The sequence below is a fragment of the Citrobacter telavivensis genome (genome assembly GCA_009363175.1).
Taxonomy (GTDB): Bacteria; Pseudomonadota; Gammaproteobacteria; order Enterobacterales; family Enterobacteriaceae; genus Citrobacter_A; species Citrobacter_A telavivensis.
Window position 1 is genome coordinate 1,546,842 of sequence record CP045205.1, and the last position, 23,018, is coordinate 1,569,859.

The following is a 23,018-nucleotide window of genomic DNA, read 5'->3' on the forward strand; positions in this document are numbered from 1 at the left end:
TTGAATTCATGACGCCAGGCCGGATAAGGCGTTTACGCCGCCATCCGGCAATTCAATAACCGCTAACCCAGATCGGCCATCAGCACTTTGGATTTCCGCTGATAGTTGTACATCTCTTTCTTGCTTTCTGGCAGCAGGTCAATATCCACGGGCGTGAAGCCGCGCTCCTGGAACCAGTGAATACTGCGGGTCGTCAGGACGAACAGCTTGCTCAAACCAATCTGCTTCGCCTGGGCGGCGATTCGCTCCAGCAACACTTCTCCTCTTGAAGAACTGCGGTAGTCAGGATGGACAGCCACGCAGGCCATTTCACCAATCTTCTCTTCCGGGAAGGGATACAGCGCGGCACAAGCGATGGTCATGTTATCGCGCTGAATAATGGTGAATTTGTCGATCTCCATCTCCAGCTGTTCGCGCGAACGACGCACCAGAATACCCTGCTGCTCCAGCGGGCGGATCAGCTCCAGGATCCCACCGATATCGTTAATGGTGGCGCGGCGGATCTGCTCGGCGCTCTCCATCACAATTTGCGTCCCGATACCGTCGCGCGAGAACAGTTCCTGCAACAGCGCGCCATCTTCCTGATAGCTGATCAGGTGACAGCGACGGACCCCGCTCCGGCAGGCTTTTACCGCGCCACGCAGGAAGCGTACGGTACCCGAGTTGTAATCGCCTTTTTCTTCCTGTGCTTCTACGCGCGCCTGTGCTTCATTTGGGAACAATTCAGAGACGATATCGCCATCATCATTGGTCACCCCCTGCGAGGAGCAAAAGCCGATCATCTTTTCGGCTTTCAGCTTGATAGCCAACTGCGTGGCGATCTCTTCCGACGTCAGGTTAAAGCTTTCGCCGGTGACAGATACCGCGACGGGGCCCATCAGCACAATGGCGCCGCTGTCGAGTTGACGATGGATCGCCTCTTCATCGATTCGACGGATGCGCCCGCTGTGGCAGTAATCCACACCATCATCAACGCCCAGCGGCTGCGCAATGATAAAGTTGCCGCTGACCACGTTGATATGCGCGCCCTGCAGCGGCGTATTGTTCAGGCTCATCGACAGACGAGCGGTGATATCCAGTTGCAAAGTGCCCGCCGCCTGCTTAACCAGCTCCAGCGTTTTGGCGTCAGTGACGCGGGTATTTTTGTGATACATCGGTTCATGGTGGTGGGTGACGAGGTTGGCGTCGATTTGCGGACGCGCGCCATAGACCACCACCAGGCGAATGCCGAGGCTGTGTAGAAGCCCAATGTCATTGACGATGCTGGAAAAGTTTTCATGCTCAATGGCTTCGCCGCCGAGCATAATGACAAACGTTTTTCCCCGATGGGTATTGATATAGGGAACAGAATGGCGGAATCCCTGTACCAGTTCGGTTCTACGTTCCTTCACCACGGCATATCCTCATTGCATGATTATTCGTAATTAGTGTATTTTTATTCTGTTTTTTCGCCGCGCGCAAGCGCAAATTTTGACCCTGACAAAGTTTTTTCTCAGTAATACCGTGAATACAATAACAATGTTTACCCTTTTATAGATGACAGATTATGCGTCATTCGTTAAAGTTTCCGGTCAATTTAGACGTTTAGTATCTCATCACCATTACGTTTTATTTTGCTCGGGAGAAGCATGTCAGGATCCAATCCACCTATCAGCCGCCGTCGTTTACTGCAAGGGGCGGGCGCCATGTGGCTATTGAGCGTCAGTCAGGTCGGTCTGGCTGCGGTCAGTCAGGTCGTTGCGGTTCGTATTTGGCCAGCATCCAGTTACACCCGTGTGACGGTGGAATCGAATCAACAGCTGAAGTACAAGCAGTTTGCGCTGAGCAATCCTGAGCGCGTGGTGGTGGATATTGAAGGTGTGAACCTGAATTCCGTGCTGAAAGGTATGGCGGCGCAAATTCGTCCCGACGATCCTTATATCAAGTCGGCACGCGTGGGGCAGTTCGATCCACAGACCGTACGTATGGTGTTTGAACTGAAGCAAGATGTGAAGCCGCAGCTGTTTGCACTGGCACCGGTGGCAGGCTTTAAAGAACGTCTGGTGATGGATCTCTATCCGGCCAATGCGCAGGATATGCAGGATCCGCTGCTGGCGCTGCTGGAAGATTACAACAAAGGCGATCTCGATAAGCAGGTTCCCCCCGCGCAAAGTGGCCCGCAGCCAGGTAAAGCCGGTCGCGATCGCCCGATTGTGATCATGCTCGATCCGGGGCATGGCGGTGAGGATTCTGGCGCCATTGGTAAGTACAACACGCGTGAGAAAGACGTGGTGTTGCAGATTGCCCGGCGACTGCGGGCTTTGATCGAGAAAGAAGGCAACATGAAGGTCTACATGACGCGTAATGAAGATATCTTCATTCCGCTGAAGGTGCGCGTGGCGAAAGCCCAGAAGCAGCGTGCGGATCTCTTTGTCTCGATTCATGCGGACGCCTTCACCAGTCGACAACCCAGCGGTTCATCCGTGTTTGCGCTGTCGACCAAAGGGGCAACCAGTACGGCGGCGAAATATCTGGCGCAGACGCAGAACGCCTCGGATTTGATCGGTGGCGTAAGTAAAAGCGGCGACCGCTATGTCGACCACACCATGTTCGATATGGTGCAATCGCTGACCATTGCCGATAGCCTGAAATTTGGTAAAGCGGTGCTCAACAAGCTCGGCAGGATTAACAATCTGCATAAAAATCAGGTGGAACAGGCCGGGTTTGCGGTGCTGAAAGCGCCGGATATCCCATCGATTCTCGTCGAAACGGCGTTTATCAGTAATATCGAAGAAGAACGGAAGCTGAAAACGGCAACCTTCCAGCAGGAAGTGGCGGAGTCGATTCTGGCAGGGATCAAAGCGTACTTCGCCGATGGGGCGACGCTGGCGAGAAGAGGATAATAAAAAGCGCTGAAAAGCGCTTTTTTTCTGGACCGCAGAAACAAAAAAACACCCGTTAAGGTGTTTGATGTTGGTTGCGGGGGCCGGATTTGAACCGACGACCTTCGGGTTATGAGCCCGACGAGCTACCAGGCTGCTCCACCCCGCGTCCGTCTTTCTGCTGTGCATTTCAAACCACATGAGCCTTGGCTTTCCTGTGATTCGAACGACTATGCAAAAGCTTTACTGCATCAAATTTTAATTGGTTGCGGGGGCCGGATTTGAACCGACGACCTTCGGGTTATGAGCCCGACGAGCTACCAGGCTGCTCCACCCCGCGTCCGTCTTTCTGCTGTGCATTTCAAACCACATGAGCCTTGGCTTTCCTGTGATTCGAACGACTATGCAAAAGCTTTACTGCATCAAATTTTAATTGGTTGCGGGGGCCGGATTTGAACCGACGACCTTCGGGTTATGAGCCCGACGAGCTACCAGGCTGCTCCACCCCGCGTCCGTGGATGCGCACTATACTCTGCTCGCATTTTCATGCAACCCTTTTTTCACCTTGATCACGGTTTCGGGATGAAAATGAACAAAAACAAGGCATTTCAGTTTAAATAATGTGCAAAATTTGCGTCAGGGCAGCGGTGCTCGTTTCATTAGCGGGCCGGGTTTGTTATCTTCATTGCGCATGATTTACAGCTAAAAGAAGAGAACAATGAAAGGACGTTGGGTCAGTTACCTTCTCGTGGGCGCGGTAGTTGCAATGCTGGCTGCCTGTTCCTCTAAACCAACCGATCGCGGGCAGCAGTATAAAGACGGGAAGTTTACCCAGCCTTTCTCACTGGTGAACCAGCCGGATGCCATCGGCGCACCGATCAACGCCGGCGATTTTGCCGAACAGGTCAATCAGATCCGCAGCGCTTCTCCGCGCTTGTACGGTAATCAAAGCAACGTTTATAACGCCGTACAAGACTGGCTGCGCGCCGGGGGCGATACGCGCACCATGCGCCAGTTTGGCCTTGATGCCTGGCAGATGGAAGGCGCTGATAACTACGGCAACGTGCAGTTTACCGGTTACTACACGCCAGTGATTCAGGCGCGTCATACGCGTCAGGGCGAGTTCCAGTATCCTATCTATCGTATGCCGCCGAAGCGAGGTCGTCTGCCGTCACGCGCTGAGATCTACTCCGGTGCGCTGAGCGACAGCTATATCCTGGCGTACAGCAACTCCCTGATGGATAACTTCATTATGGACGTGCAGGGCAGCGGCTATATCGACTTTGGCGACGGTTCCCCGCTGAACTTCTTTAGCTATGCCGGGAAAAACGGTCACGCCTACCGCAGTATTGGCAAAGTGCTGATCGATCGCGGTGAAGTGAAGAGAGAAGATATGTCGATGCAGGCGATTCGCCACTGGGGCGAAACGCACAGCGAAGCACAAGTGCGTGAATTGCTTGAGCAGAACCCGTCATTCGTCTTCTTTAAACCGCAATCTTTTGCCCCGGTGAAAGGGGCCAGTGCGGTACCGCTGATTGGCCGCGCATCGGTGGCGTCTGACCGCAGTATTATCCCGGCGGGCACGACGTTGCTCGCAGAAGTTCCGCTGCTGGACAACAACGGGAAATTTAACGGTCAGTATGAGCTACGTCTGATGGTGGCGCTGGATGTTGGTGGGGCGATTAAAGGTCAGCACTTCGACATTTACCAGGGCATTGGACCGGACGCCGGACACCGCGCGGGCTGGTATAATCACTATGGTCGCGTATGGGTACTGAAGAGCGCGCCTGGCGCGGGTAACGTGTTTAGCGGCTAGTCGCCGGATGGCGCTTCGCTTATCCGGCCTACATCATCGGGTAGGCCTGATAAGGCGCAGCCGCCATCAGGCAGTCATCCCGCTCGGTATTAATGAATTTGAGGTGTTATGTCTGTTGTAATTAGTGATGCCTGGCGTCAGCGTTTTGGCGGCACCGCGCGTCTGTATGGTGAAAAAGCGCTACAGCTGTTTGCCGATGCGCATATCTGCGTGGTTGGGATCGGCGGCGTCGGCTCCTGGGCGGCGGAAGCGCTGGCGCGAACCGGGATCGGCGCGATTACGCTTATCGATATGGATGACGTTTGCGTGACGAACACCAACCGCCAGATCCATGCGCTGCGCGACAATGTCGGGCTGGCAAAGGCGGAAGTGATGGCCGAGCGTATTCGCCTGATCAACCCCGAGTGCCGGGTGACGGTAGTCGATGACTTTGTTACGCCGGATAACGTCGCGGAATATATGAACGCGGGATTCAGCTATGTCATTGATGCCATTGACAGCGTACGGCCAAAAGCGGCGCTGATTGCCTACTGTCGACGCAATAAGATCCCGTTAGTGACCACCGGTGGTGCGGGTGGTCAGATCGATCCTACGCAGATTCAGGTCGTCGATCTGGCGAAAACTATCCAGGATCCGCTGGCGGCAAAACTGCGCGAACGGCTGAAAAGCGATTTTGGCGTAGTGAAAAACAGTAAAGGCAAACTCGGCGTCGACTGTGTGTTTTCAACGGAAGCGCTGGTGTATCCACAGTCAGACGGTAGCGTCTGCGCCATAAAGGCGACGGCAGAAGGACCAAAGCGGATGGACTGTGCGTCGGGCTTCGGCGCGGCAACGATGGTCACCGCCACGTTCGGTTTCGTGGCAGTATCCCATGCGTTGAAAAAGATGATGGCAAAAGCGGCACGCCAGGGGTAGGCCGGATAAGACGCTTCAGCGTCATCATCCGGCGGAATGAGCCGCATTAATGACTGCCTCGTTCAACGCCGCCAGACCCTGGCCGCGCGACGCGCTGAGCTGAGTTCGTAGCCCCAGCTCATCAAACAACGCCAGCGGCGAATGGGCCAGAAGTTCCGCCGGCGTTTTCCCTTCTGCGGCGGTCAGCAATACCGCCAGCAGTCCGCGCACAATGCGACCTTCACTGTCGCCGAAAAAGTGTAGCGTGCCCTTTTCAGAGCATGTATATCCCAGCCAGACGCGATTTTCGCAGCCAGCAATCTCTTTGGCCTGCGCTTTGAGATAGTCGGGCAATGCCGGAAGCTGTTTACCGAGCAGGATCAACTGACGATATTTGTCTTCCCACTGGGTCAGCGGGAGAAAGGTATGGCGCAACGTCTCTTCGGTTATGGTTGTGCCGAACGGGTGTCCGGCAAACATTGGGCTAGTCATTAATCCACCAGTATTTCCAGTGCGCGATCAACAGCGTTGACCAGCGCATCCACATCACTTTGGGTATTATACGGCGCAAATGAGGCGCGTAGCGTACCCGTGACGCCAAGTTCAGCCAGCAGCGGCTGCGCGCAGTGCTGACCGGCACGCAGTGCGATGCCATACTCCGCCAACAGGGTGACCATATCGCTATGGTGAACCCCGGCAAAATCAAAGGCCAGCAGACTGGAGTCCTGACAGCGAAACGAACGGAACCCCGGACGCTGAGCCAGCGCCTCTTCCGCCAGCGTGGCCAGCCCACGACTCCAGCTTTCCGCCTGGATGATATCAATGTCGGCCAGCCACTCCAGCGCGGCGCTCATGCCAATCACGCCAGCGACGTTAGGAGTACCCGCTTCCAGCTTCCACGGTGCGGCTTGAGTAGTGAAGCCCTCGAAACTGACTTCGTTGATCATCTTACCGCCACCAAGCCAGGGCGACATGGCTGCCAGCAACGCTGGTTTGCCGAAAAGCACGCCGATGCCGGTTGGGCCGTACAGCTTATGTCCGGAGAAGGCGTAGAAGTCGATATCGAGCGCCTGGACATCCGCCGGGAAATGGACCGCCCCCTGCGCGCCATCCACCATCACCACCATGTCAGCGGCATGGGCGAGCGTAATGGCTCGGGCTAAGTCCGGGCAGCCGCCGGTAACGTTCGACATCTGCCCTAGTGCGAGAATTCGGCTTCGCGGGGTGATAATTTCCGGCAGGCGTTCGACATCAGGCAGGTGCTGGGTATTGAGCGGTAGCTTGACCACTTTTGCCCCGGTTTGCTCCGCGACCATCAGCCACGGCACAAGGTTCGCATGGTGCTCCGCGACGCTGACGATAATCTCATCACCCGGTTGCAGGCGAGGGCGGGCATAGCTCTGCGCCACCATGTTGATGGCCTCCGTGGTGCCACGGGTCCAGACGATGGTTTTGTCATCAGGCGCGTTCAGCAAACGCGCCACCTTTTCCCGCGCGGCCTCATAGCGCGCGGTCAGGCGCTGGGCTTCGGCAAACTGACTGCGGTGGACGTTGCCGGCGCTCAGACTATAGAACTGTCGGGTCGCCTCAATAACGGCCTGTGGTTTGAGGGCCGTCGCGGCGCTATCAAGATAGACGCCCGCGTCAGCTAATGCGGGAAATTGCGCGCGAAACTGCGCGGGATTGAAAGCGTTCATGGTATTCCTCGATTCAGTGATCCGATCGTGGCGCAAATTGGTCGCTGATTCAAGGATTGTGCGGCCACCAGGAATACTCTGGATGTTGTGGCGAAATCAGACCAGTAGCTTATGCTGAATTATGTTAGGTAAATATTTATGCCTGTTACGGAGTACGTTTTAAATAGCATAAACAGCTTTAAGGAGAAGAAGATGAAAAAGACTGCCGCAATTATCTCTGCATGTATGCTGACTTTTGCCCTGAGCGCCTGTTCCGGTCCGAACTATGTGATGCACACCAATGATGGTCGTAGCATCGTCGCGGACGGTAAGCCGAAAACCGATGATGAAACCGGGATGATTTCGTACAAGGACGCTAATGGCAACAAACAGCAGATCAATCGTACCGATGTGAAAGAGATGGTCGAGTTGGATCAGTAGTCGCCAGATATCAGGTAAAAAAAAAGCACCGCAAATTGGCGGTGCTACATTAATCACTATGGACAGACAGGGTAAATGTACAGGAAGTGAAAAAGGGTAGCGTTGCTACCGTGGTCTGAATCGCAGACCAATTGCAAACACAACAACACAACATCACAACCGTAAGCCAAAAGCCCACCAGAACACGCATTCCGATAAAACTTTTCGTTCCGGCTCAGGAAGTGCCGCCACTATAGGTATTTGCTGGTAGTTCCTCAACGGACAAATTATAATGGCTCAGATTAAAAAAACTAATAGGTTACATAGTGTAGCCTAATTGTTAAATTCTTTTAACATCAAAGTTTAAAAGCCATGTCAAAACGACTTCCACCTCTGAACGCATTACGTGTTTTTGATGCCGCCGCACGGCATCTGAGCTTCACCCGCGCAGCAGAAGAGCTTTTTGTGACGCAGGCCGCAGTAAGCCACCAAATCAAGTCACTTGAGGATTTTTTGGGGCTGAAGCTGTTTCGTCGACGCAACCGTTCTCTTCTTCTTACCGAAGAAGGGCAGAGCTACTTCCTCGACATAAAAGAGATTTTTTCGCAATTAACCGAAGCGACGCGTAAACTTCAGGCGCGGAGTGCAAAAGGGGCGCTGACGGTCAGTTTATTGCCCAGTTTTGCGATTCAGTGGTTGGTGCCACGACTCTCTAGCTTTAACTCAGCTTATCCGGGAATTGACGTCAGGATCCAGGCGGTGGACCGTCAGGAAGATAAACTGGCGGACGACGTCGACGTGGCGATTTTTTATGGCCGCGGCAACTGGCCTGGACTGCGCGTAGAAAAATTGTACGCCGAGTATCTGCTGCCGGTGTGCTCGCCGCTGCTGCTGACGGGGGATAAGCCCCTGAAATCGCCCGCGGATTTGGCTTCGCATACTTTGCTGCATGATGCCTCACGTCGTGACTGGCAAACCTATACGCGACAGTTGGGGCTGAATCACATCAACGTCCAGCAAGGGCCTATCTTTAGCCATAGCGCGATGGTGCTGCAGGCCGCTATCCACGGACAGGGTGTGGCGCTGGCGAATAACGTGATGGCGCACTCAGAAATTGAGGCGGGACGACTCGTCTGCCCGTTTAATGATGTGCTGGTCAGTAAAAATGCATTTTATCTGGTTTGTCATGACAGTCAGGCAGAACTGGGTAAAATAGCCGCGTTCCGTCAGTGGATACTGGCGAAAGCGGCCACGGAACAAGAGAAATTCCGCTTTCGTTACGAACAATAACTTACTTAGGGTATTACCATGACCAGCCGTTTTATGCTGATTTTTGCCGCGATCAGTGGCTTTATTTATGTCGCTCTGGGGGCTTTCGGTGCGCATGTCCTGAGCAAAACCCTCGGTGTGGTTGAAATGGGCTGGATCCAGACCGGCCTGCAATATCAGGCGTTTCATACGCTGGCTATCTTCGGGCTGGCGGTGGCGATGCAACGCCGGATCAGCATCTGGTTTTACTGGAGTAGTGTTTTTCTTGCCCTGGGCACGGTGCTGTTTAGCGGTAGCCTGTATTGCCTGGCGCTGTCTCATCTGCGCCTGTGGGCGTTTGTTACCCCTGTCGGCGGCGTCAGCTTCCTGGCAGGTTGGGTGCTGATGTTAATTGGCGCCATCCGTTTGAAGCGTAAGGGCGTAGTTCATGAATAAGGTTGTGTTGTTGTGTCGCCTGGGCTTTGAAAAAGAGTGTGCCGCCGAAATTACCGACAAAGCAGGGCGTCGGGAGCTTTTCGGTTTTGCTCGCGTCAAAGAGAACGCGGGCTATGTCATCTATGAGTGCTATCAGGCAGAAGACGCCGAAAAAATTATCAGCGAGCTGCCGTTCAGTTCACTGATTTTTGCTCGTCAGTGGTTTGTGGTTGGCGAGTTGCTCCAGCATCTGCCACCGGAAGACCGCATTACGCCGATTGTTGGCATGTTGCAGGGCGTGGTGGAGAAAGGCGGCGATCTGCGCGTGGAAGTGGCCGATACGAATGAAAGCAAAGAGCTGATGAAGTTCTGCCGCAAATTTACGGTGCCATTGCGTGCCGCGCTGCGCGACGCTGGCGTTCTGACGAATTATGAGACGCCGAAGCGTCCGGTGGTGCACGTCTTCTTTATTGCGCCAGGCTGCTGCTATACCGGCTATTCCTGTGCCAGTAATAACTCGCCGTACTATATGGGCATTCCGCGCCTGAAGTTCCCGGCCGATGCGCCAAGCCGCTCGACGCTGAAGCTGGAAGAAGCGCTGCACGTGTTTATTCCGCAAGATGAGTGGGATGAGCGTCTGGCAAACGGGATGTACGCGGTGGATTTAGGGGCCTGCCCCGGCGGCTGGACCTATCAACTGGTCAAACGCAATATGTGGGTGTATTCAGTCGATAACGGCCCGATGGCGCAAAGCCTGATGGATACCGGGCAGGTCACCTGGCTTCGCGAAGACGGCTTCAGGTATCGCCCCAACCGCAGTAACATCTCGTGGATGGTGTGCGACATGGTTGAGAAGCCGGCGAAAGTGGCGGCGCTGATGGCGCAGTGGCTGGTCAACGGCTGGTGCCGGGAAACCATCTTTAACCTCAAGTTGCCGATGAAAAAACGCTACGAAGAGGTTTCGCAGAACCTGGCCTATATCCAGGCGCAACTCGACGAGCACGGCGTGAATGCGCAGATTCAGGCGCGTCAGCTGTATCATGACCGTGAAGAAGTGACGGTGCACGTCCGCCGCCTGTGGGCAGCGGTCGGTGGGCGTCGCGACGAGCGCTAGCGTCTGCTTTTGTCTTTTGCCAGAGTAACCACAGCGCCGTCAGGCGCTGTTCTTCCCATCAGTATTTCTTATTTTCATCAGCATTAATCCGGCCTGAGAATGGGACACATCAATATTAGTATCATTAAAATGCTAATTATTTACTTTGGCAGGTATAATTAATACCCTAAAGATAAAACGCTGGTTTGTGTAGTTTTGAATGGACAAAACACTGAATGTTGCCATGGAATAAGATATTCATGTATCCATCAAGGAATGTTATTAGACTGATAGTCATATAAACGTCCAAAAACAGATAAAGTCGATAATGTTTATATTGTCCTAATTTTCTTTTATGTATTGCGTTCGTCAGAGCTTGTTGATAATAATAGTTGCACGTTTTCCCGGTCAGGTTTGTTATCTGAACGAAAAACAGCAAAGCTGACATTGTATTGAATGTGAATAATCGTGGTACTCTGGATTTTTTGATGTTAAGGATAAAACGTAATGTTAAATTCCATAATATGGCAGGTTAAATTGCCAGGGCTTAATGGCTAAAAACGTTAGGTTGGCATCATTTTTTATACCAAGGAGACAACATGTCAAAGGTAATTAAATTCTCGCTGCTTGCTATTGCTATCTCTGTGATTTCTGGTTGCACAGGTAGTGTCTATAACAAACAAAAAAATTGTGATTACGATTATTTGTTACACCCGGCAATTTCTATTTCTAAGATTATTGGCGGTTGTGGTCCTGTAGATCAGTAATCCTTTGTCTGAGCCAACCGCTCTGGTTGGCTCAGCATCTGTCTTACCCACGTAAAGTCAGCACACTCTGAGAAATCATTCTTTTATCCAGCAGATCAATGCGTAAGTACCACGTTACTATGACACAGTAAAAACTCAACTTTTGCCTGAATATCATTGATTGAAACCGATGATGTGAAGAAAAGGGTGACGTGTTATAATTTCGGTCTAATGACTTAATTATTCATCTCGTCTTGTCAGCGAAGAGAAATATTGACGGAATCTGTTTTATCGGGGAGATGAAGGCGTATTTCACCTTCCGACAGCCATTCCACACGCCAGGCCATTACCTCTGTTGAACCCACACGATCTGGGGTTGCAATCAAAAAGAAGATTGTTATCTTTATGTGTTTTTAATGGTTTTTTTCTTGCTTTGTATTTTACAGAGGAGTTGAGTTAATGAACTATTTTAATTTATTATGTTAAATAATAATTTTGTGGTTAATTATTCTTATGATTGTTTCTGGCGCGATAGATGATATTGTCAGGGACATTGCCACTGTAGCGAGAGCAATGACTTTTATTTGTTGAATGTGATGACCTGATTACATCGACGTACTGTCCGACACAATATGCGTTACGTCATCCAGATGCCCGAGTCGGGCTTCTCCTGAGCGATTGAATTTACTCTTATCGATCAGCAATAACGACTGCGACGCGCGTTTCAACAGGACCGATTTGAAATCGGCGTTAAAGGTGCTGGAATCCCATAGTGCGCCGCCGCCGTCGATCCCTTCGCAGGAAAAAATAAACAGGTCGACCTCAAGGGATTTGAGCTGCGAAATGAGCGCAGGATTGACGTAACAGCCATGCTTGCGCTCGAGTCTGCCGCCGGAACTGATGAGCTGAATATGCTGGCGCTTACCGAGTTCCTGGCAAATGGGCTGGCTGTTGGTAAAGACCTGTATATTGATATCCGGCAGTTGCCGAGCCAGATACCAACAGGTAGAACTGGCATCCAGCGCAATGACCATGCCTTCTTCAATCCAGCTCAACGCCTTTCTGGCGATATCGGCTTTATGCGCGTAATGGCTCTTCAGGCGCATATGAAAGGGATCGCCGCTGTCCGGATTTTCCCGCAGGATCCCTTTCGCGCGCCCGTGGTTGCGCAGTATTTTTCCTTGAATCTGCAGTTCGCTGAGATCGCGGCGGATGGTCTCTTTACTGACGCTGAGCTGAACGGCCAGTGTCTCGGTGGTCAGGCTTTTATACTGACTGAGCAGATCCACGATCGCCTGCTGACGTGCCGCTTTCATCTCTTATCACCTCTCAATCAAATGCCCCAACCGCGATTGAGATTACGGTGTTACCCCTTTTTTTAAAAGAATATTCCCATACTTTGCGCACTCGCCGGTGATGACAATCGCAAAAGCCTTTTGCGCACGCTCGTAGAAGGCGAAGCGATCGATACGAGTAATCTCCGGACACGGCGTCTGTGCGGAAAGTGCATCGCGATAGCGCGCTTCAACGCGCGGGTCGAGCGTGTCGCCTTCGACGGCAGCCATCATGACCAGCGGTGGCGCATAGCTGTCGAGCTCAAACAGCGGGATCACGGCTCGCAGCAGGTCGCTGACGCTGAGACCATCGGCACGGATCACCTGCGGTCCCATGCTGTGCGCCGGGAAGTGCGCGTCTGAGAAAATAATTTCATCGCCGTGACCCATTTGCGTCAGAACTTTAAGCAGTTCTGGTGAGATGAGAGGAGAAATGGTTTTAAGCATATATATTCCTTTACTCTGTGCGGGGATAGAAATAACGGTACTGGTAGCGCACCTGTTCTCTGGCCTGCTGCGGACTGGAAAACGCGCCGATGCCATACCAACCGTACATCGCCGCGCCGGCAACGGTGGTTTCCGCGTCATCCAGCACTTTGATAGAGATCTCAAGAGTATTGGCCTTGATCTGATTCCACAGCGCATTGCGGCTCCCGCCGCCGACCAACAGCAGTTCCGTCGCGCTGAATTGACCAATTTTTTCCAGCGTATGCAGGTTATGTCGCAGTTGCTCCGTTAATCCTTCCAGCGCCGCGCGATAGAAATGCGCGCGGGTGGTATTGAGCGTAACGCCTCGCCAGCCTGCGTTTGCAGAAGAGAGCAGTTCGCACTGCATCTGCACGCCATCGGACCCGGCAGGAATCGCTTGCGCTTGTGCAATCAACGTTTGCCAGGGGGTTTCGGGTGTCCACAGCAGCTTGCGCACCCATTCAAGTACGCCGGAAGCAAGCCACTGCATCCCCGGATTATAAAGTCCTGACTGGCTGTCCAGTTCACAGGTTGAACCCGCATGTCCGCTCAATAGCGACGTATCAACCCTCGCGCTACGCACCATCAGGATCTCCCACGTGCCGGAAGAGAGAACCGGTTCGTCTTGCTCCGCGCCGGCGCCAAACAGCGCAAACTGGGTATCGTGTCCGGCGGAGATCACGGGAATTCCCGGCGGGAGACCGAGTATCGTTGCCATAGCAGGCTGTAGCGAACCTGTCTGTTCACCCGCCTCTACAAGTCGCGGGAAGAGCCGTCGCGGCAGTCCTGTGGCCTGTAAAATATCGGTACTGAAATCCCGCTGCTGGATATCCAGCATCTGGCTGGTGCCAGCCATGGTGATGTCAGTGGTGAATTCGCCGGTCAGACGATGATTAATGAGTGAAGAGATAAACAGCCAGGCGTGGGCCCGCTCCAGCAGCTGTGGGTAATTTTCTTTAAGCCATATCAGCTTGTACAGCGTGTTGAAGCTAAATGCGCCGACGCCGGAAAGGGTCTGAAGTTGACGCGGCGACATAAAACGACGGATGTTTTCCATCACCGAGGCGGTGCGTGGGCATTTCCAACTGATGATGGGGTAGAGTAACTCGCCGCGTTCATCGACCAGCGCGCCGTCAACGCCAAAAGTGGTGACCGTGATGCCGCGAATCCGACAGGCCGAGAGTTCAGCGGATAGTTTCTGGCAGCATTGTGCAAAACGTTGCAGGATGGCATCCAGCGACCATTGGTGCCAGGCACTGTTTTCTACGGCAATCTCGCTGGCATTGGCAACCGCAGCACGGGCGACAATGTGTCCCTGACGATCGACGGCAATGGCCCGCACGTTTGTTGCGCCGCAGTCGAGAACCAGGATGATTTCATTTTTCATTATGACTCCCGTTGCCGGATGGCACTGCGCTTATCCTGTCTACACGTTGTTTACCCGTAGGCAGGATAAGCTGTCTCAGCGTCGCCATCAGGCAATTGCGCAATGCTTAACGTTTATACAGTGGCCCGTAGTTCTGACAGGCGCGGTAATCCTGGCCTTCTGTATCCATACCGTGCGCGGCCCAGGCGGAGGGGCGGTAAATTTTCGCCTCTTCCACGTTGTGCATGCAGACCGGAATGCGCAGCATGGCGGCGAGGGTGATAAAGTCTGCGCCGACGTGGCCGACGGTCAGGACGCCGTGGTTCGCGCCCCAGTTAGCCATCACGGAATAGACGTCGGAGAATGGTCCTTTACCGGTAAGGCGTGGTGCAAACCAGGTGGTGGGCCAACTGGAATCGGTGCGTTTGTCGAGGGTGTCATGCACCGCTTTCGGCAGTTCGACGCTCCAGCCCTCTGCAATTTGCAGTACCGGCCCCAGACCTTTGATGATGTTCACGCGGGTCATGGTGAACGGTACGCCGCCTTCAGTCAGGAAGCGTGATGAATAGCCGCCGCCGCGGAAATATTCATGGATAGCCGGACACCACTCTGTGGCCGCCAGGCAGGCGTCAGCCTCCTGCTGTGTCACCTCCCAGTGCGGTTTCACCGTCGGTTTTCCTTCGCTGTCGCGCTGTTTACAGGTACCATCCAGCGCGGCGGAACCGGAGTTGATCAGATGGATAATGCCGTGTTCTGCACGTCCGGTCAGCGCTTGACCCGTCACACGTTCAACCGCTTCTGGCGACCAGTAGGTACGCACATCGGCAAAGACCTGTGCGGTGCCGGTCAACTGATGTCCAAGCAGCATGGCGACGCCGTTCAGACTGTCGTTTTCGGTGGCGACCACAAATGGTTCGCGCACGCCGTTCCAGTCAAACGAACTGTTCAGCAACGCTTCGGCGGTATCGCCGTTGGGGTATTGATCGGTCCAGTGACGTTGCCCCTGAAAGCCCGCGGCAATCGCGTTATAGCCGAGTGACTCTTCCACGCGTCCCTTTTCTGCCAGCTTAGGGTTCCCTTGCATCATGTCGCGAATGCACATTGCCATCAGCAGGCTTTCCCGCAGGATCGCCCGGCTTTGTTCGGCGTTACGCTGATACTGTTTAGCATTTTTATCTTCGCCATAGCGGAAGTGTTTATCCGCCCATGCCAGCGCCATTTCCAGTTCAGCTTCGTCATAGATTTTTTGATCGATGCGGCGACGCAACTCGGTCATATCGACGGACTGGACCTTCATCCCTAGCCAGGACTCAAAGAAATGATGATCGACGATGGAACCGGCGATCCCCATCGACACCCCGCCCAGAGAGAGGTAGCTCTTACCCTTCATGCTGGCGACGGCAAGTCCTGCCCGGGCGAAGCGCAGCAGTTTTTCCTCAACATCGTCCGGGATAGACGTATCGCCGGCATCCTGTACATCCTTGCCGTAGATGGAGAACGCAGGGATCCCCTTTTGGCTATGCGCCGCCAGCGCCGCAGCCAGGTAAACCGCGCCCGGGCGTTCAGTGCCATTAAAGCCCCAGATGGCTTTCGGACGTAGAGGATCCATATCGATGGTTTCGCTACCGTAGCACCAGCACGGCGTCACGGTGATCGTCAGACCGACATTCTGACGACTGAATTTTTCCTCACAGGCGGCGGATTCCGCCATTCCGGCAATACAAGTGTCGGCAATAACACATTCAACCGGCGTGCCGCAGGCGTAGCGCAACTTCTCCGTCAGCAGGGCTGCAGTCGCCTTTGCCATATTCATCGTCTGTGCTTCCAGTGATTCACGAACGCCCATTCGGCGTCCATCAATGACCGGACGAATACCAATTTTCGGTAGGCTGATCTTCTTCATTCGGGGTTCCTCATCTCACGTATTGGCGCGCTGCTCAGGCGGATGAAAAGAGCACCACCGCAGCAGGCGGCTGAAACAGATAAAATTGCTAACTCGAGTTAGCTTAGATATTGGTGTGTTTTTTACACAACTTTTTTCTGATGGGATTGTGAGTGGCTTCACGAGAAGTGGTTAAAATTCGATCTGCATCAAATAATTCAGAGGCAGTCAAATTTATTAAAATATTTAAAATCAAATAATTAGAAATAAATGTCTGTCCGGTATCACAGTTTTAACCCAAATGATTTGGCTATTTTTGGTGGCTAAAATAGCTTTAAAAGGGCAAATCGCTAACTCGAGTTAGCAATATCTGGCAACATATCGACGTGACGTATACGTGTTTTCAGGAAGTATTCACATTCATGGTGACGCTCGCTCCCTGAGAATGCACTTCGCCTGATTCACTGCCTGCAGTTTCTGATTATTGAGGAAAGCAGCAATGTCCGAAACATTTTTACAGATGAATCATATAACCAAACGCTTTCCCGGCGTATTAGCGTTGAGCAATGTGAACTTTACTCTTCGCAAAGGCGAAGTGCATGCGCTATTAGGCGAAAATGGTGCAGGAAAGTCCACGCTAATGAAAATTTTATCCGGTGTTTATCAACCGGATGAAGGGAATATTATATTTGAGGATCGTCCTGTGTCATTCAGCGATCCGCTCAGTGCGAAAAATGCCGGGATCACTATTATTCATCAGGAATTTAATCTCTTTCCGGAATTAACCGTGGAAGAAAATATCTTTATTGGCAGAGAGTTTTGTAAAAATAACCGTTGGCGACTGGATGAAAAGCAACAGCGACAGGCGGCAAGCGAGATTTTGCAGAAATTAAACCTGAATATTTCGCCAGAAACGCTGGTGGCAGACCTGACGGTGGCACAACAGCAGATGGTGGAAATCGCGAAAGCGATATCCGTCAATGCCAAAATCCTGATTATGGATGAACCTACGGCGGCGCTGACGGAAACGGAAATAGAAAGTTTATTCCAGGTGACCCGGTTGCTTAAAGCACAGGGAACCGGGATTGTCTACATCTCGCATCGTCTGGAAGAACTGGCGCTGATTGCCGATCGCGCGACGGTTATGCGCGACGGCCAGTACATTGATACCGTTGATTATGAAAACGTGAAGATAAGCGACCTGATTGCGATGATGGTCGGGCGTGAATTGGGAAACATCTATCCTCGCCGCGAAGCGCGGGCACATCAGGAACCGGTGCTGGAAGTCAGCGGCCTCACGCGCAAAGGCGTTCTCAATAACATCGACTTTACGTTGAATCGGGGAGAGATCCTGGGTTTTGCCGGTTTGATGGGCGCCGGGCGTACGGAACTGGCGCGGGCCATTTTTGGCGCCGATCCTATCGACAGCGGGACCATTACGCTGAACGGCAAGGTCATTGTGATAAAGAGTATTTCTGACGCCATTGCGCAAGGTATTAGCTATTTAACCGAAGATCGCAAAAAAGAGGGGCTGGCGCTTAATTTGTCCGTTGAGCGCAATATCATGTTGGGGAATTACCCTGAATACGCCGACCGTTTTGGTAACGTTGATTCGAAACGCTGCCAGCAAACCAGTGAAGAACAGGTCAGGGCGCTCAGAATTAAAACGCCGCACCTTGAACAGGCGGCCCTGAATCTGAGTGGGGGAAATCAGCAAAAAATAATTATTGCCCGCTGGGTGTGTAAAGATACCGATATTCTTATTTTTGATGAACCCACCCGGGGAATTGATGTCGGCGCAAAATTAGAAATCTATGAATTAATGAATCGTCTTGTGGCGAAAGGGAAGTCGATCATTATGATTTCCTCGGAATTACCGGAGGTTCTGGGCATGTGCGATCGTATCTTAGTCATGCGCAGTGGTCGTATTACCGGAGAATTAACTGCTGATAACGCCACCCAGGAAAAAATCATGCAATATGCGACGTTAGAGGATTAAATCATGACCATCTCTGTAACCTCTTCAGACAGCAATAATAAGAAAATAAAAATTAATAAAGAACTTTTAATGCGCCTTGCGCCGCTGTTCAGTTTGATTATTTTGGTTGTCTTCTTCAGTTTCAGCTCGCCGTTTTTCTTTAATACCGAAAATATTATGACGATTGCGCTGCAAACGTCGGTTATCGGCATTATGGCCATTGGCGTCACGTTTGTGATTATTACGGCAGGAATCGACCTCTCCTTAGGGTCGGTGGTGGCGTTTTCCGGCGTTGCGGTGGGCATCTGCGCGACACTCGGACTGCCCCTGCCGGTCTGCATTCTGGCTGGCGTGCTGGCCGGGGGATTATGCGGCTACGTGAACGGTTTGCTGGTGACCAAAATGACGATCCCGCCGTTCATCGCTACGCTGGGGCTGATGATGTCCGTCAGGGGAATCAACATGGTGATGACCGACGGTCGCGCCATCTATTTTGCCGATTACCCCACCTTTAAATTGCTGGCGCAGGGACGTTTATTCGATGTGCTGCCGTATCCGGTGTTCTATCTGGTGATTGTCGCCCTGGTTGCCGGTTACATCCTCAAGAAAACGGTGATTGGTCGCTACGTCTATGCCGTGGGCAGTAATGAAGTGGCGGCACACCTTTCCGGGATCAAAGTCCAGCGCGTCAAAATTTTTGTCTATGCCTTTTGCGGGCTGTTGACTGGTATTGCCGGGGTGATTCTGGCCTCGCGCCTGAACTCCGGTCAGCCAACGGTCGGTGTTGGTTATGAACTGGAAGCCATCGCGGCAGTGGTGATTGGCGGCACCAGTCTGATGGGCGGGATTGGCACCATCGGCGGCACCATCATTGGCGCATTCATTATGAGCGTATTGAAAAACGGCCTGAACCTGATGGGGGTCTCCCAGTTCTGGCAAATGGTTGCGATGGGGGTTGTGGTCGTCGCCGCCGTCTATCTCGATACATTACGCAAAAAGATTCGTTGATTTACGCTCCCGGCAGTCACGGGGAACACTGACCCTGACGTTAAGGGTGACACACTTACAACGGAGTACCACAATGAAAACCAGGCATTTTGTCTACGCGTTATCCCTGCTGGCGTGCATCACGTCCAGCGCGTTAGCGAAAGATTTGAACCTTCCGGTCATCAGTAAAGGTTTCCAACATGAATTCTGGCAAACCGTGAAAATGGGGACGGAAGCGGCGGCGAAAGAGTTGGGCGATAAAACCAGCTATGTCGGACCTGCGGACGAAACCCAGATTGCGGAGCAAATTCAGCTGGTTGAAAACGCCATGGCGCAAAAACCGAACGGCCTGCTGCTGGCCGCGCTGGATGCGAATGCGCTTGCTCCGCTGGTGGAAACGGCAAATTCACGTGGCATTAAGGTTGTCACCTTTGACTCTGGCGTGAACTCCGATATTCCAGTCAGCTTTGTCGCGACCAATAACCGTAAAGCTGGCGCTGAAGCGGCAGATGCGCTGGCGGCGCAGGTGAATAATAAAGGTAAGGTCGGCATTATCGCTCACGTCGCCGGAACGTCATCGGCGATTGAGCGCTCGGAAGGGTTTATCGCCCGCATGAAGGAAAAGTATCCGGATATCAAGGTGCTGCCCGTGCAGTACAGTGATGGCGATCCGCAAAAAGCGATGGATAAGACCATTGATATGATTCAGGCCAACCCCGATCTGGCTGGGATCTATGGCACCAATGAAGGCTCAACGCTGGGCGTCGCTAACGCTATCGACAGTCAGAATCTGAAAGGGAAGGTGAAAGTCATTGGTTTCGACAGTACCGAAGCCATTATTAACTTCCTCAACACCGGGGTTATCCAGGGCTTTGTCGTCCAGGACGCTTATCAGATTGGTTATCAGGGGATCAAAACCCTGAATGCCGCGCTGTCCGGGCAAACGGTCGCGAAAGAGATCGATATCCCGGTGAAATTCGTCAGCGCTCAGAACATCAATACGCCAGAAATTGACAAGCTGTTACATCCTTTCGGCAAGAAATAAACAGGCAGGGGGCGGCGTCTGCGCCCCCGCTTAGCTGGTGAGATCAACAGCGTGCGCTTAACCGACTGATGCGGTAAGACAAAAGTGTAAAATGCTTTTATGATTGTCAATTGACGCGTGGACGGTGACTGGGGCACATATATGGCTAAAACAGTAGAACAGATAGCCAGCGACCTGAATTTATCGGTGACAACCGTGAGACTGGTGCTAAACGGAAAAGCTGAACAGTATCGGATCAGCCTCAAAACGCAAACGCGTATTAATGAATATGTTGAGCGATATGGTTATGTGATTAACCATTCCGCCCGCAGTCTGAAGCTGAATAAAACGGATACGCTAGGTCTTATCGTACCGAATATTTCTAACGTCTTCTTTGCCACGCTGGCGGAGAAACTGGAGCAGCGCTGTCGCCGCTCCGGTTACCAGTTGATGATTAGCTGTACCTATGATGATGTCGATTACGAAAACAAAATAACTAAGGCCTTAATAGCCCGTAATGTGGACGGCCTGTTTATTGTCCCGTCGACGTTAGAAAATCAGCAGCATCATTTACGTCAGGTGAGAAAACCGATGGTATTGCTGGACCGTGATTTTAAGTACACGGATAACGCGCTGGTGGAAAGTCACAATATTTCAGGCGGTGAACAATTAACCCAAAATCTACTGGATGCAGAAAAGCTGCCGATCTGGTTTCTGGTCGGCGACACCGGTTTGCCGAGTATCAGCGATCGTCTGTCGGGCTATCTGAATGCGCTCAGTAAAAAAGGGATTCATCACCGCGACTGGGTGCGTGAAGGACCGGTGAATACCCCGGAAGGGGGATACCAGATCATGCAGGCGCTGATCGACGAAGTGGGATGCCCACAGGCGTTTATCGCCTCGTCGTTACCGGTGCTGGAAGGCGCGGTAAGAGCCATCCGCGACCGTTTTGGCGTCATTCCACCCGAGATCAATATCGGCACGTTCGACGAACATCCGATGCTGGGATTTCTGTCCAATAACGTGTGGTCAATGCAGCAGGACGAGAATGCCTGGGCGGAAAAAGCCTTCGCGATGATGCTCAATGCCATTGAAGATCGTCCCGTCCATGAGACGGTAAAAGTGGAAATGAAATTAATTAAGCGCTTAAGACAAAAATAATACGCGCGATAAAAAGAGCGTTATCAGTCATTGAACCGATTACCCCGGAGAACTGAGATGGAAAGAACTCGTTTATCTCGAGAAATTATCGAAACCTGTCTGGAAATGACGCGCCTGGGTTTAAACCAGGGGACCGCGGGAAATGTGAGCGCGCGTTATCAGGGCGGTATGCTGATTACCCCGAGCGGTATCCCTTATGAGCGAATGACCGAACAGATGATTGTCTACGTGGATAACGACGGCAAATACGAAGAGGGGAAATTACCGTCCAGCGAATGGCGTTTTCATCTGGCGGCTTATCAGACTCGCCCGGAGGCGAATGCGGTTGTGCATAATCACGCCATTTACTGTACTGCGGTGTCTATTCTCAACCGACCTATTCCGGCAATCCATTATATGATTGCGGCGGCGGGGGGAAATTCTGTTCCCTGCGCGCCTTATGCTACCTTCGGAACCCGCGAGCTCTCTGAACATGTCGTCGTGGCACTGAAAAATCGCAAAGCCACGCTGTTGCAACATCACGGTTTAATTGCCTGTGAGGCGAATCTGCAAAAGGCGCTGTGGCTGGCACATGAAGTAGAAGTGCTGGCGCAACTCTATATGAAGACGCTGGCGGTGGTGGATCCGGTGCCTGTGTTATCCGATGAAGAGATCGCCGTTGTGCTGGAGAAGTTTAAAACTTACGGATTACGCATCGAAGAATAAGCGGCGGAGAGTCCGTCGCTGTTTGTGTGTCGGGTCAGACGGTCTGCGCCATCTGGCCCTGACACTACCGCGTCAGGCGTAACTGTTGCAGGTTACCGTCAAGATGCAAATCGGTTTGCAAACGCGCGATATCACGGCACAGGAATGCCATCTCCTGGTGAGCTTCCAGTTTCTTGCGCCATTTATCCGGCACCTCATCCAGATGCGCGTAGAGACCTTCCAGCGTCTGAAACTGCACCAACAGTTGGGTTGCGCTTTTCGGGCCAATACCGGCGACGCCTGGCACTTTTGAACTGCTGATCCCCGCCAGTCCCCAGTAATCCGGCAACTGCTGCGGTTGAACGCCAAACTCTTTTTCGATGAACGGTGCGTCCAGCCAACGCTTCTGAAAGTAATCACGAATGCGTAAGGTTGGGGAGAGCAACTGGCAATAGCCTTTGTCAGTCGACACGATGGTGGCCTGATGGCCCGCTTGCGCAACTTTTACCGCCAGCGTTGCCGCCAGGTCGTCGGCTTCATTGCCGCTCGACACCCAACACGCGACGCCTCGCTGTTCGAAGGCGGCACGCAGGGCGGGCATCTCATCGTGCAGTTCGTCAGGCATGGGGGGGCGACCGGCTTTGTAGTCCGGAAGGCGTTGATGACGCCAGCCGCTGCTCCGCGCTTCATCATCAAACACCGCCACGGCGTGGGTGGGCTGACTGTGGACAATCAACTGATCAAGCGCGTGCAGACAGGTCTGCGCACAGGGCGACCCCTGAACGGCGTGGATCCGGCGAATTAAATTGAGCGCGTCGACGATGAGCAGATGGACAGCCACGGTGTTCTCCCTTACCAGTCAGCGTATAGGGTAACATTCACCGCAAATTGTGGCTAATGTCAGGAGTCAGTCCGTAGGTCTGATAAGCGTAGCGCCATTAGGTA

General features: G+C 52.7%; 21 protein-coding genes and 3 tRNA genes. 13 read left to right on the forward strand and 11 right to left on the reverse strand.

Annotation, left to right across the window (positions count from 1 at the left end):
• Positions 1-62: 62 nt before the first annotated feature.
• Positions 63-1,394, reverse strand: coding sequence for an amino-acid N-acetyltransferase (locus GBC03_09515; GenBank protein ID QFS70429.1), 1,332 nt, complete (start codon positions 1,392-1,394; stop codon positions 63-65).
• A gap of 234 nt (positions 1,395-1,628) precedes the next feature.
• Here GBC03_09515 and GBC03_09520 point away from each other — a divergent pair, with 234 nt between their 5' ends.
• Positions 1,629-2,882, forward strand: a complete 1,254-nt coding sequence (locus GBC03_09520) for an AMIN domain-containing protein (GenBank protein ID QFS70430.1) — start codon at positions 1,629-1,631, stop codon at positions 2,880-2,882.
• Between the two features lie 71 nt (positions 2,883-2,953).
• Here the strand turns inward: GBC03_09520 and GBC03_09525 are convergent.
• From GBC03_09525 to GBC03_09535, 3 genes are all read right to left on the reverse strand, one after another.
• Positions 2,954-3,030: transfer RNA gene (locus GBC03_09525), tRNA-Met, on the reverse strand.
• 94 nt (positions 3,031-3,124) lie between these two features.
• A tRNA-Met gene (locus GBC03_09530) sits at positions 3,125-3,201 on the reverse strand.
• A 94-nt stretch (positions 3,202-3,295) separates the two neighbouring features.
• Positions 3,296-3,372: transfer RNA gene (locus tag GBC03_09535), tRNA-Met, on the reverse strand.
• 207 nt (positions 3,373-3,579) lie between these two features.
• Here GBC03_09535 and mltA point away from each other — a divergent pair.
• Positions 3,580-4,677: a murein transglycosylase A gene (gene mltA, locus GBC03_09540; GenBank protein QFS70431.1), complete on the forward strand. Its 1,098-nt coding sequence runs from the start codon at positions 3,580-3,582 to the stop codon at positions 4,675-4,677.
• Positions 4,678-4,785: 108 nt separating this feature from the next.
• Complete coding sequence (gene tcdA, locus GBC03_09545) at positions 4,786-5,592, forward strand: tRNA cyclic N6-threonylcarbamoyladenosine(37) synthase TcdA (GenBank protein QFS70432.1); 807 nt, start codon at positions 4,786-4,788, stop codon at positions 5,590-5,592.
• 24 nt (positions 5,593-5,616) lie between these two features.
• Here the strand turns inward: tcdA and csdE are convergent, their stop codons facing one another.
• Positions 5,617-6,063: a cysteine desulfurase sulfur acceptor subunit CsdE gene (gene csdE / locus GBC03_09550; GenBank protein QFS70433.1), complete on the reverse strand. Its 447-nt coding sequence runs from the start codon at positions 6,061-6,063 to the stop codon at positions 5,617-5,619.
• Positions 6,063-7,268, reverse strand: coding sequence for a cysteine desulfurase CsdA (gene csdA, locus GBC03_09555; GenBank protein ID QFS70434.1), 1,206 nt, complete (start codon positions 7,266-7,268; stop codon positions 6,063-6,065). Before csdA ends, csdE begins: the two co-directional genes overlap by 1 nt.
• Before the next feature lie 192 nt (positions 7,269-7,460).
• Here csdA and GBC03_09560 point away from each other — a divergent pair, with 192 nt between their 5' ends.
• The 5 genes from GBC03_09560 to GBC03_09580 all read left to right on the forward strand — a co-directional run bounded on the left by GBC03_09560 (position 7,461) and on the right by GBC03_09580 (position 11,210).
• Entirely contained in the window at positions 7,461-7,688 is a 228-nt protein-coding gene (locus GBC03_09560; protein ID QFS70435.1) for a YgdI/YgdR family lipoprotein, read from the forward strand.
• Positions 7,689-8,039: 351 nt separating this feature from the next.
• Positions 8,040-8,957: a transcriptional regulator GcvA gene (gcvA, locus tag GBC03_09565; GenBank protein ID QFS70436.1), complete on the forward strand. Its 918-nt coding sequence runs from the start codon at positions 8,040-8,042 to the stop codon at positions 8,955-8,957.
• Positions 8,958-8,975: 18 nt separating this feature from the next.
• On the forward strand, positions 8,976-9,371 hold the full coding sequence (locus GBC03_09570) for a DUF423 domain-containing protein (GenBank protein QFS70437.1): 396 nt from the start codon (positions 8,976-8,978) through the stop codon (positions 9,369-9,371).
• Positions 9,364-10,464, forward strand: coding sequence for a 23S rRNA (cytidine(2498)-2'-O)-methyltransferase RlmM (gene rlmM / locus GBC03_09575; protein QFS70438.1), 1,101 nt, complete (start codon positions 9,364-9,366; stop codon positions 10,462-10,464). The genes GBC03_09570 and rlmM overlap by 8 nt, the downstream gene beginning before the upstream one ends.
• A gap of 578 nt (positions 10,465-11,042) precedes the next feature.
• Positions 11,043-11,210: a DUF4223 domain-containing protein gene (locus GBC03_09580; protein QFS70439.1), complete on the forward strand. Its 168-nt coding sequence runs from the start codon at positions 11,043-11,045 to the stop codon at positions 11,208-11,210.
• 584 nt (positions 11,211-11,794) lie between these two features.
• Here the strand turns inward: GBC03_09580 and fucR are convergent.
• The 4 genes from fucR to fucI all read right to left on the reverse strand — a co-directional run bounded on the left by fucR (position 11,795) and on the right by fucI (position 16,260).
• Entirely contained in the window at positions 11,795-12,505 is a 711-nt protein-coding gene (fucR, locus tag GBC03_09585) for an L-fucose operon activator (GenBank protein ID QFS70440.1), read from the reverse strand.
• A gap of 42 nt (positions 12,506-12,547) precedes the next feature.
• Complete coding sequence (fucU, locus tag GBC03_09590) at positions 12,548-12,970, reverse strand: L-fucose mutarotase (GenBank protein QFS70441.1); 423 nt, start codon at positions 12,968-12,970, stop codon at positions 12,548-12,550.
• Positions 12,971-12,980: 10 nt separating this feature from the next.
• Positions 12,981-14,378, reverse strand: coding sequence for an L-fuculokinase (gene fucK, locus GBC03_09595; protein QFS70442.1), 1,398 nt, complete (start codon positions 14,376-14,378; stop codon positions 12,981-12,983).
• Positions 14,379-14,484: 106 nt separating this feature from the next.
• Entirely contained in the window at positions 14,485-16,260 is a 1,776-nt protein-coding gene (gene fucI, locus GBC03_09600) for an L-fucose isomerase (protein QFS70443.1), read from the reverse strand.
• A 478-nt stretch (positions 16,261-16,738) separates the two neighbouring features.
• Here fucI and GBC03_09605 point away from each other — a divergent pair, with 478 nt between their 5' ends.
• The 5 genes from GBC03_09605 (at position 16,739) to fucA (ending at position 22,094) form a co-directional block, all read left to right on the forward strand.
• Positions 16,739-18,238: an ATP-binding cassette domain-containing protein gene (locus tag GBC03_09605; protein ID QFS70444.1), complete on the forward strand. Its 1,500-nt coding sequence runs from the start codon at positions 16,739-16,741 to the stop codon at positions 18,236-18,238.
• 3 nt (positions 18,239-18,241) lie between these two features.
• A complete protein-coding gene (locus tag GBC03_09610; GenBank protein QFS70445.1) occupies positions 18,242-19,225 on the forward strand; it encodes an ABC transporter permease in 984 nt (327 codons plus the stop codon).
• Between the two features lie 73 nt (positions 19,226-19,298).
• Positions 19,299-20,249 (forward strand): substrate-binding domain-containing protein, encoded by a 951-nt coding sequence (locus GBC03_09615; GenBank protein QFS70446.1) that lies wholly within the window; start codon positions 19,299-19,301, stop codon positions 20,247-20,249.
• A gap of 141 nt (positions 20,250-20,390) precedes the next feature.
• Positions 20,391-21,389, forward strand: coding sequence for a substrate-binding domain-containing protein (locus tag GBC03_09620; GenBank protein ID QFS70447.1), 999 nt, complete (start codon positions 20,391-20,393; stop codon positions 21,387-21,389).
• 57 nt (positions 21,390-21,446) lie between these two features.
• The gene (gene fucA / locus GBC03_09625) at positions 21,447-22,094 is read left to right on the forward strand and encodes an L-fuculose-phosphate aldolase (protein QFS70448.1); all 648 of its coding nucleotides are present in this window, start codon (positions 21,447-21,449) and stop codon (positions 22,092-22,094) included.
• 64 nt (positions 22,095-22,158) lie between these two features.
• Here fucA and xni read toward each other — a convergent pair whose 3' ends face one another.
• Entirely contained in the window at positions 22,159-22,914 is a 756-nt protein-coding gene (xni, locus tag GBC03_09630) for a flap endonuclease Xni (GenBank protein QFS70449.1), read from the reverse strand.
• Between the last annotated feature and the right edge of the window lie 104 nt (positions 22,915-23,018).

What these genes read in the sequence shown, in the direction of transcription:
- GBC03_09520 (QFS70430.1), top strand. Translation starts at nt 1,629, where the DNA reads ATGTCAGGATCCAATCCACCTATCAGCCGCCGTCGTTTACTGCAAGGG.
- mltA (QFS70431.1), top strand. Translation starts at nt 3,580, where the DNA reads ATGAAAGGACGTTGGGTCAGTTACCTTCTCGTGGGCGCGGTAGTTGCA.
- tcdA (QFS70432.1), top strand. Translation starts at nt 4,786, where the DNA reads ATGTCTGTTGTAATTAGTGATGCCTGGCGTCAGCGTTTTGGCGGCACC.
- csdE (QFS70433.1), bottom strand. Translation starts at nt 6,063, where the DNA reads ATGACTAGCCCAATGTTTGCCGGACACCCGTTCGGCACAACCATAACC.
- csdA (QFS70434.1), bottom strand. Translation starts at nt 7,268, where the DNA reads ATGAACGCTTTCAATCCCGCGCAGTTTCGCGCGCAATTTCCCGCATTA.
- GBC03_09560 (QFS70435.1), top strand. Translation starts at nt 7,461, where the DNA reads ATGAAAAAGACTGCCGCAATTATCTCTGCATGTATGCTGACTTTTGCC.
- gcvA (QFS70436.1), top strand. Translation starts at nt 8,040, where the DNA reads ATGTCAAAACGACTTCCACCTCTGAACGCATTACGTGTTTTTGATGCC.
- GBC03_09570 (QFS70437.1), top strand. Translation starts at nt 8,976, where the DNA reads ATGACCAGCCGTTTTATGCTGATTTTTGCCGCGATCAGTGGCTTTATT.
- rlmM (QFS70438.1), top strand. Translation starts at nt 9,364, where the DNA reads ATGAATAAGGTTGTGTTGTTGTGTCGCCTGGGCTTTGAAAAAGAGTGT.
- GBC03_09580 (QFS70439.1), top strand. Translation starts at nt 11,043, where the DNA reads ATGTCAAAGGTAATTAAATTCTCGCTGCTTGCTATTGCTATCTCTGTG.
- fucR (QFS70440.1), bottom strand. Translation starts at nt 12,505, where the DNA reads ATGAAAGCGGCACGTCAGCAGGCGATCGTGGATCTGCTCAGTCAGTAT.
- fucU (QFS70441.1), bottom strand. Translation starts at nt 12,970, where the DNA reads ATGCTTAAAACCATTTCTCCTCTCATCTCACCAGAACTGCTTAAAGTT.
- fucK (QFS70442.1), bottom strand. Translation starts at nt 14,378, where the DNA reads ATGAAAAATGAAATCATCCTGGTTCTCGACTGCGGCGCAACAAACGTG.
- fucI (QFS70443.1), bottom strand. Translation starts at nt 16,260, where the DNA reads ATGAAGAAGATCAGCCTACCGAAAATTGGTATTCGTCCGGTCATTGAT.
- GBC03_09605 (QFS70444.1), top strand. Translation starts at nt 16,739, where the DNA reads ATGTCCGAAACATTTTTACAGATGAATCATATAACCAAACGCTTTCCC.
- GBC03_09610 (QFS70445.1), top strand. Translation starts at nt 18,242, where the DNA reads ATGACCATCTCTGTAACCTCTTCAGACAGCAATAATAAGAAAATAAAA.
- GBC03_09615 (QFS70446.1), top strand. Translation starts at nt 19,299, where the DNA reads ATGAAAACCAGGCATTTTGTCTACGCGTTATCCCTGCTGGCGTGCATC.
- GBC03_09620 (QFS70447.1), top strand. Translation starts at nt 20,391, where the DNA reads ATGGCTAAAACAGTAGAACAGATAGCCAGCGACCTGAATTTATCGGTG.
- fucA (QFS70448.1), top strand. Translation starts at nt 21,447, where the DNA reads ATGGAAAGAACTCGTTTATCTCGAGAAATTATCGAAACCTGTCTGGAA.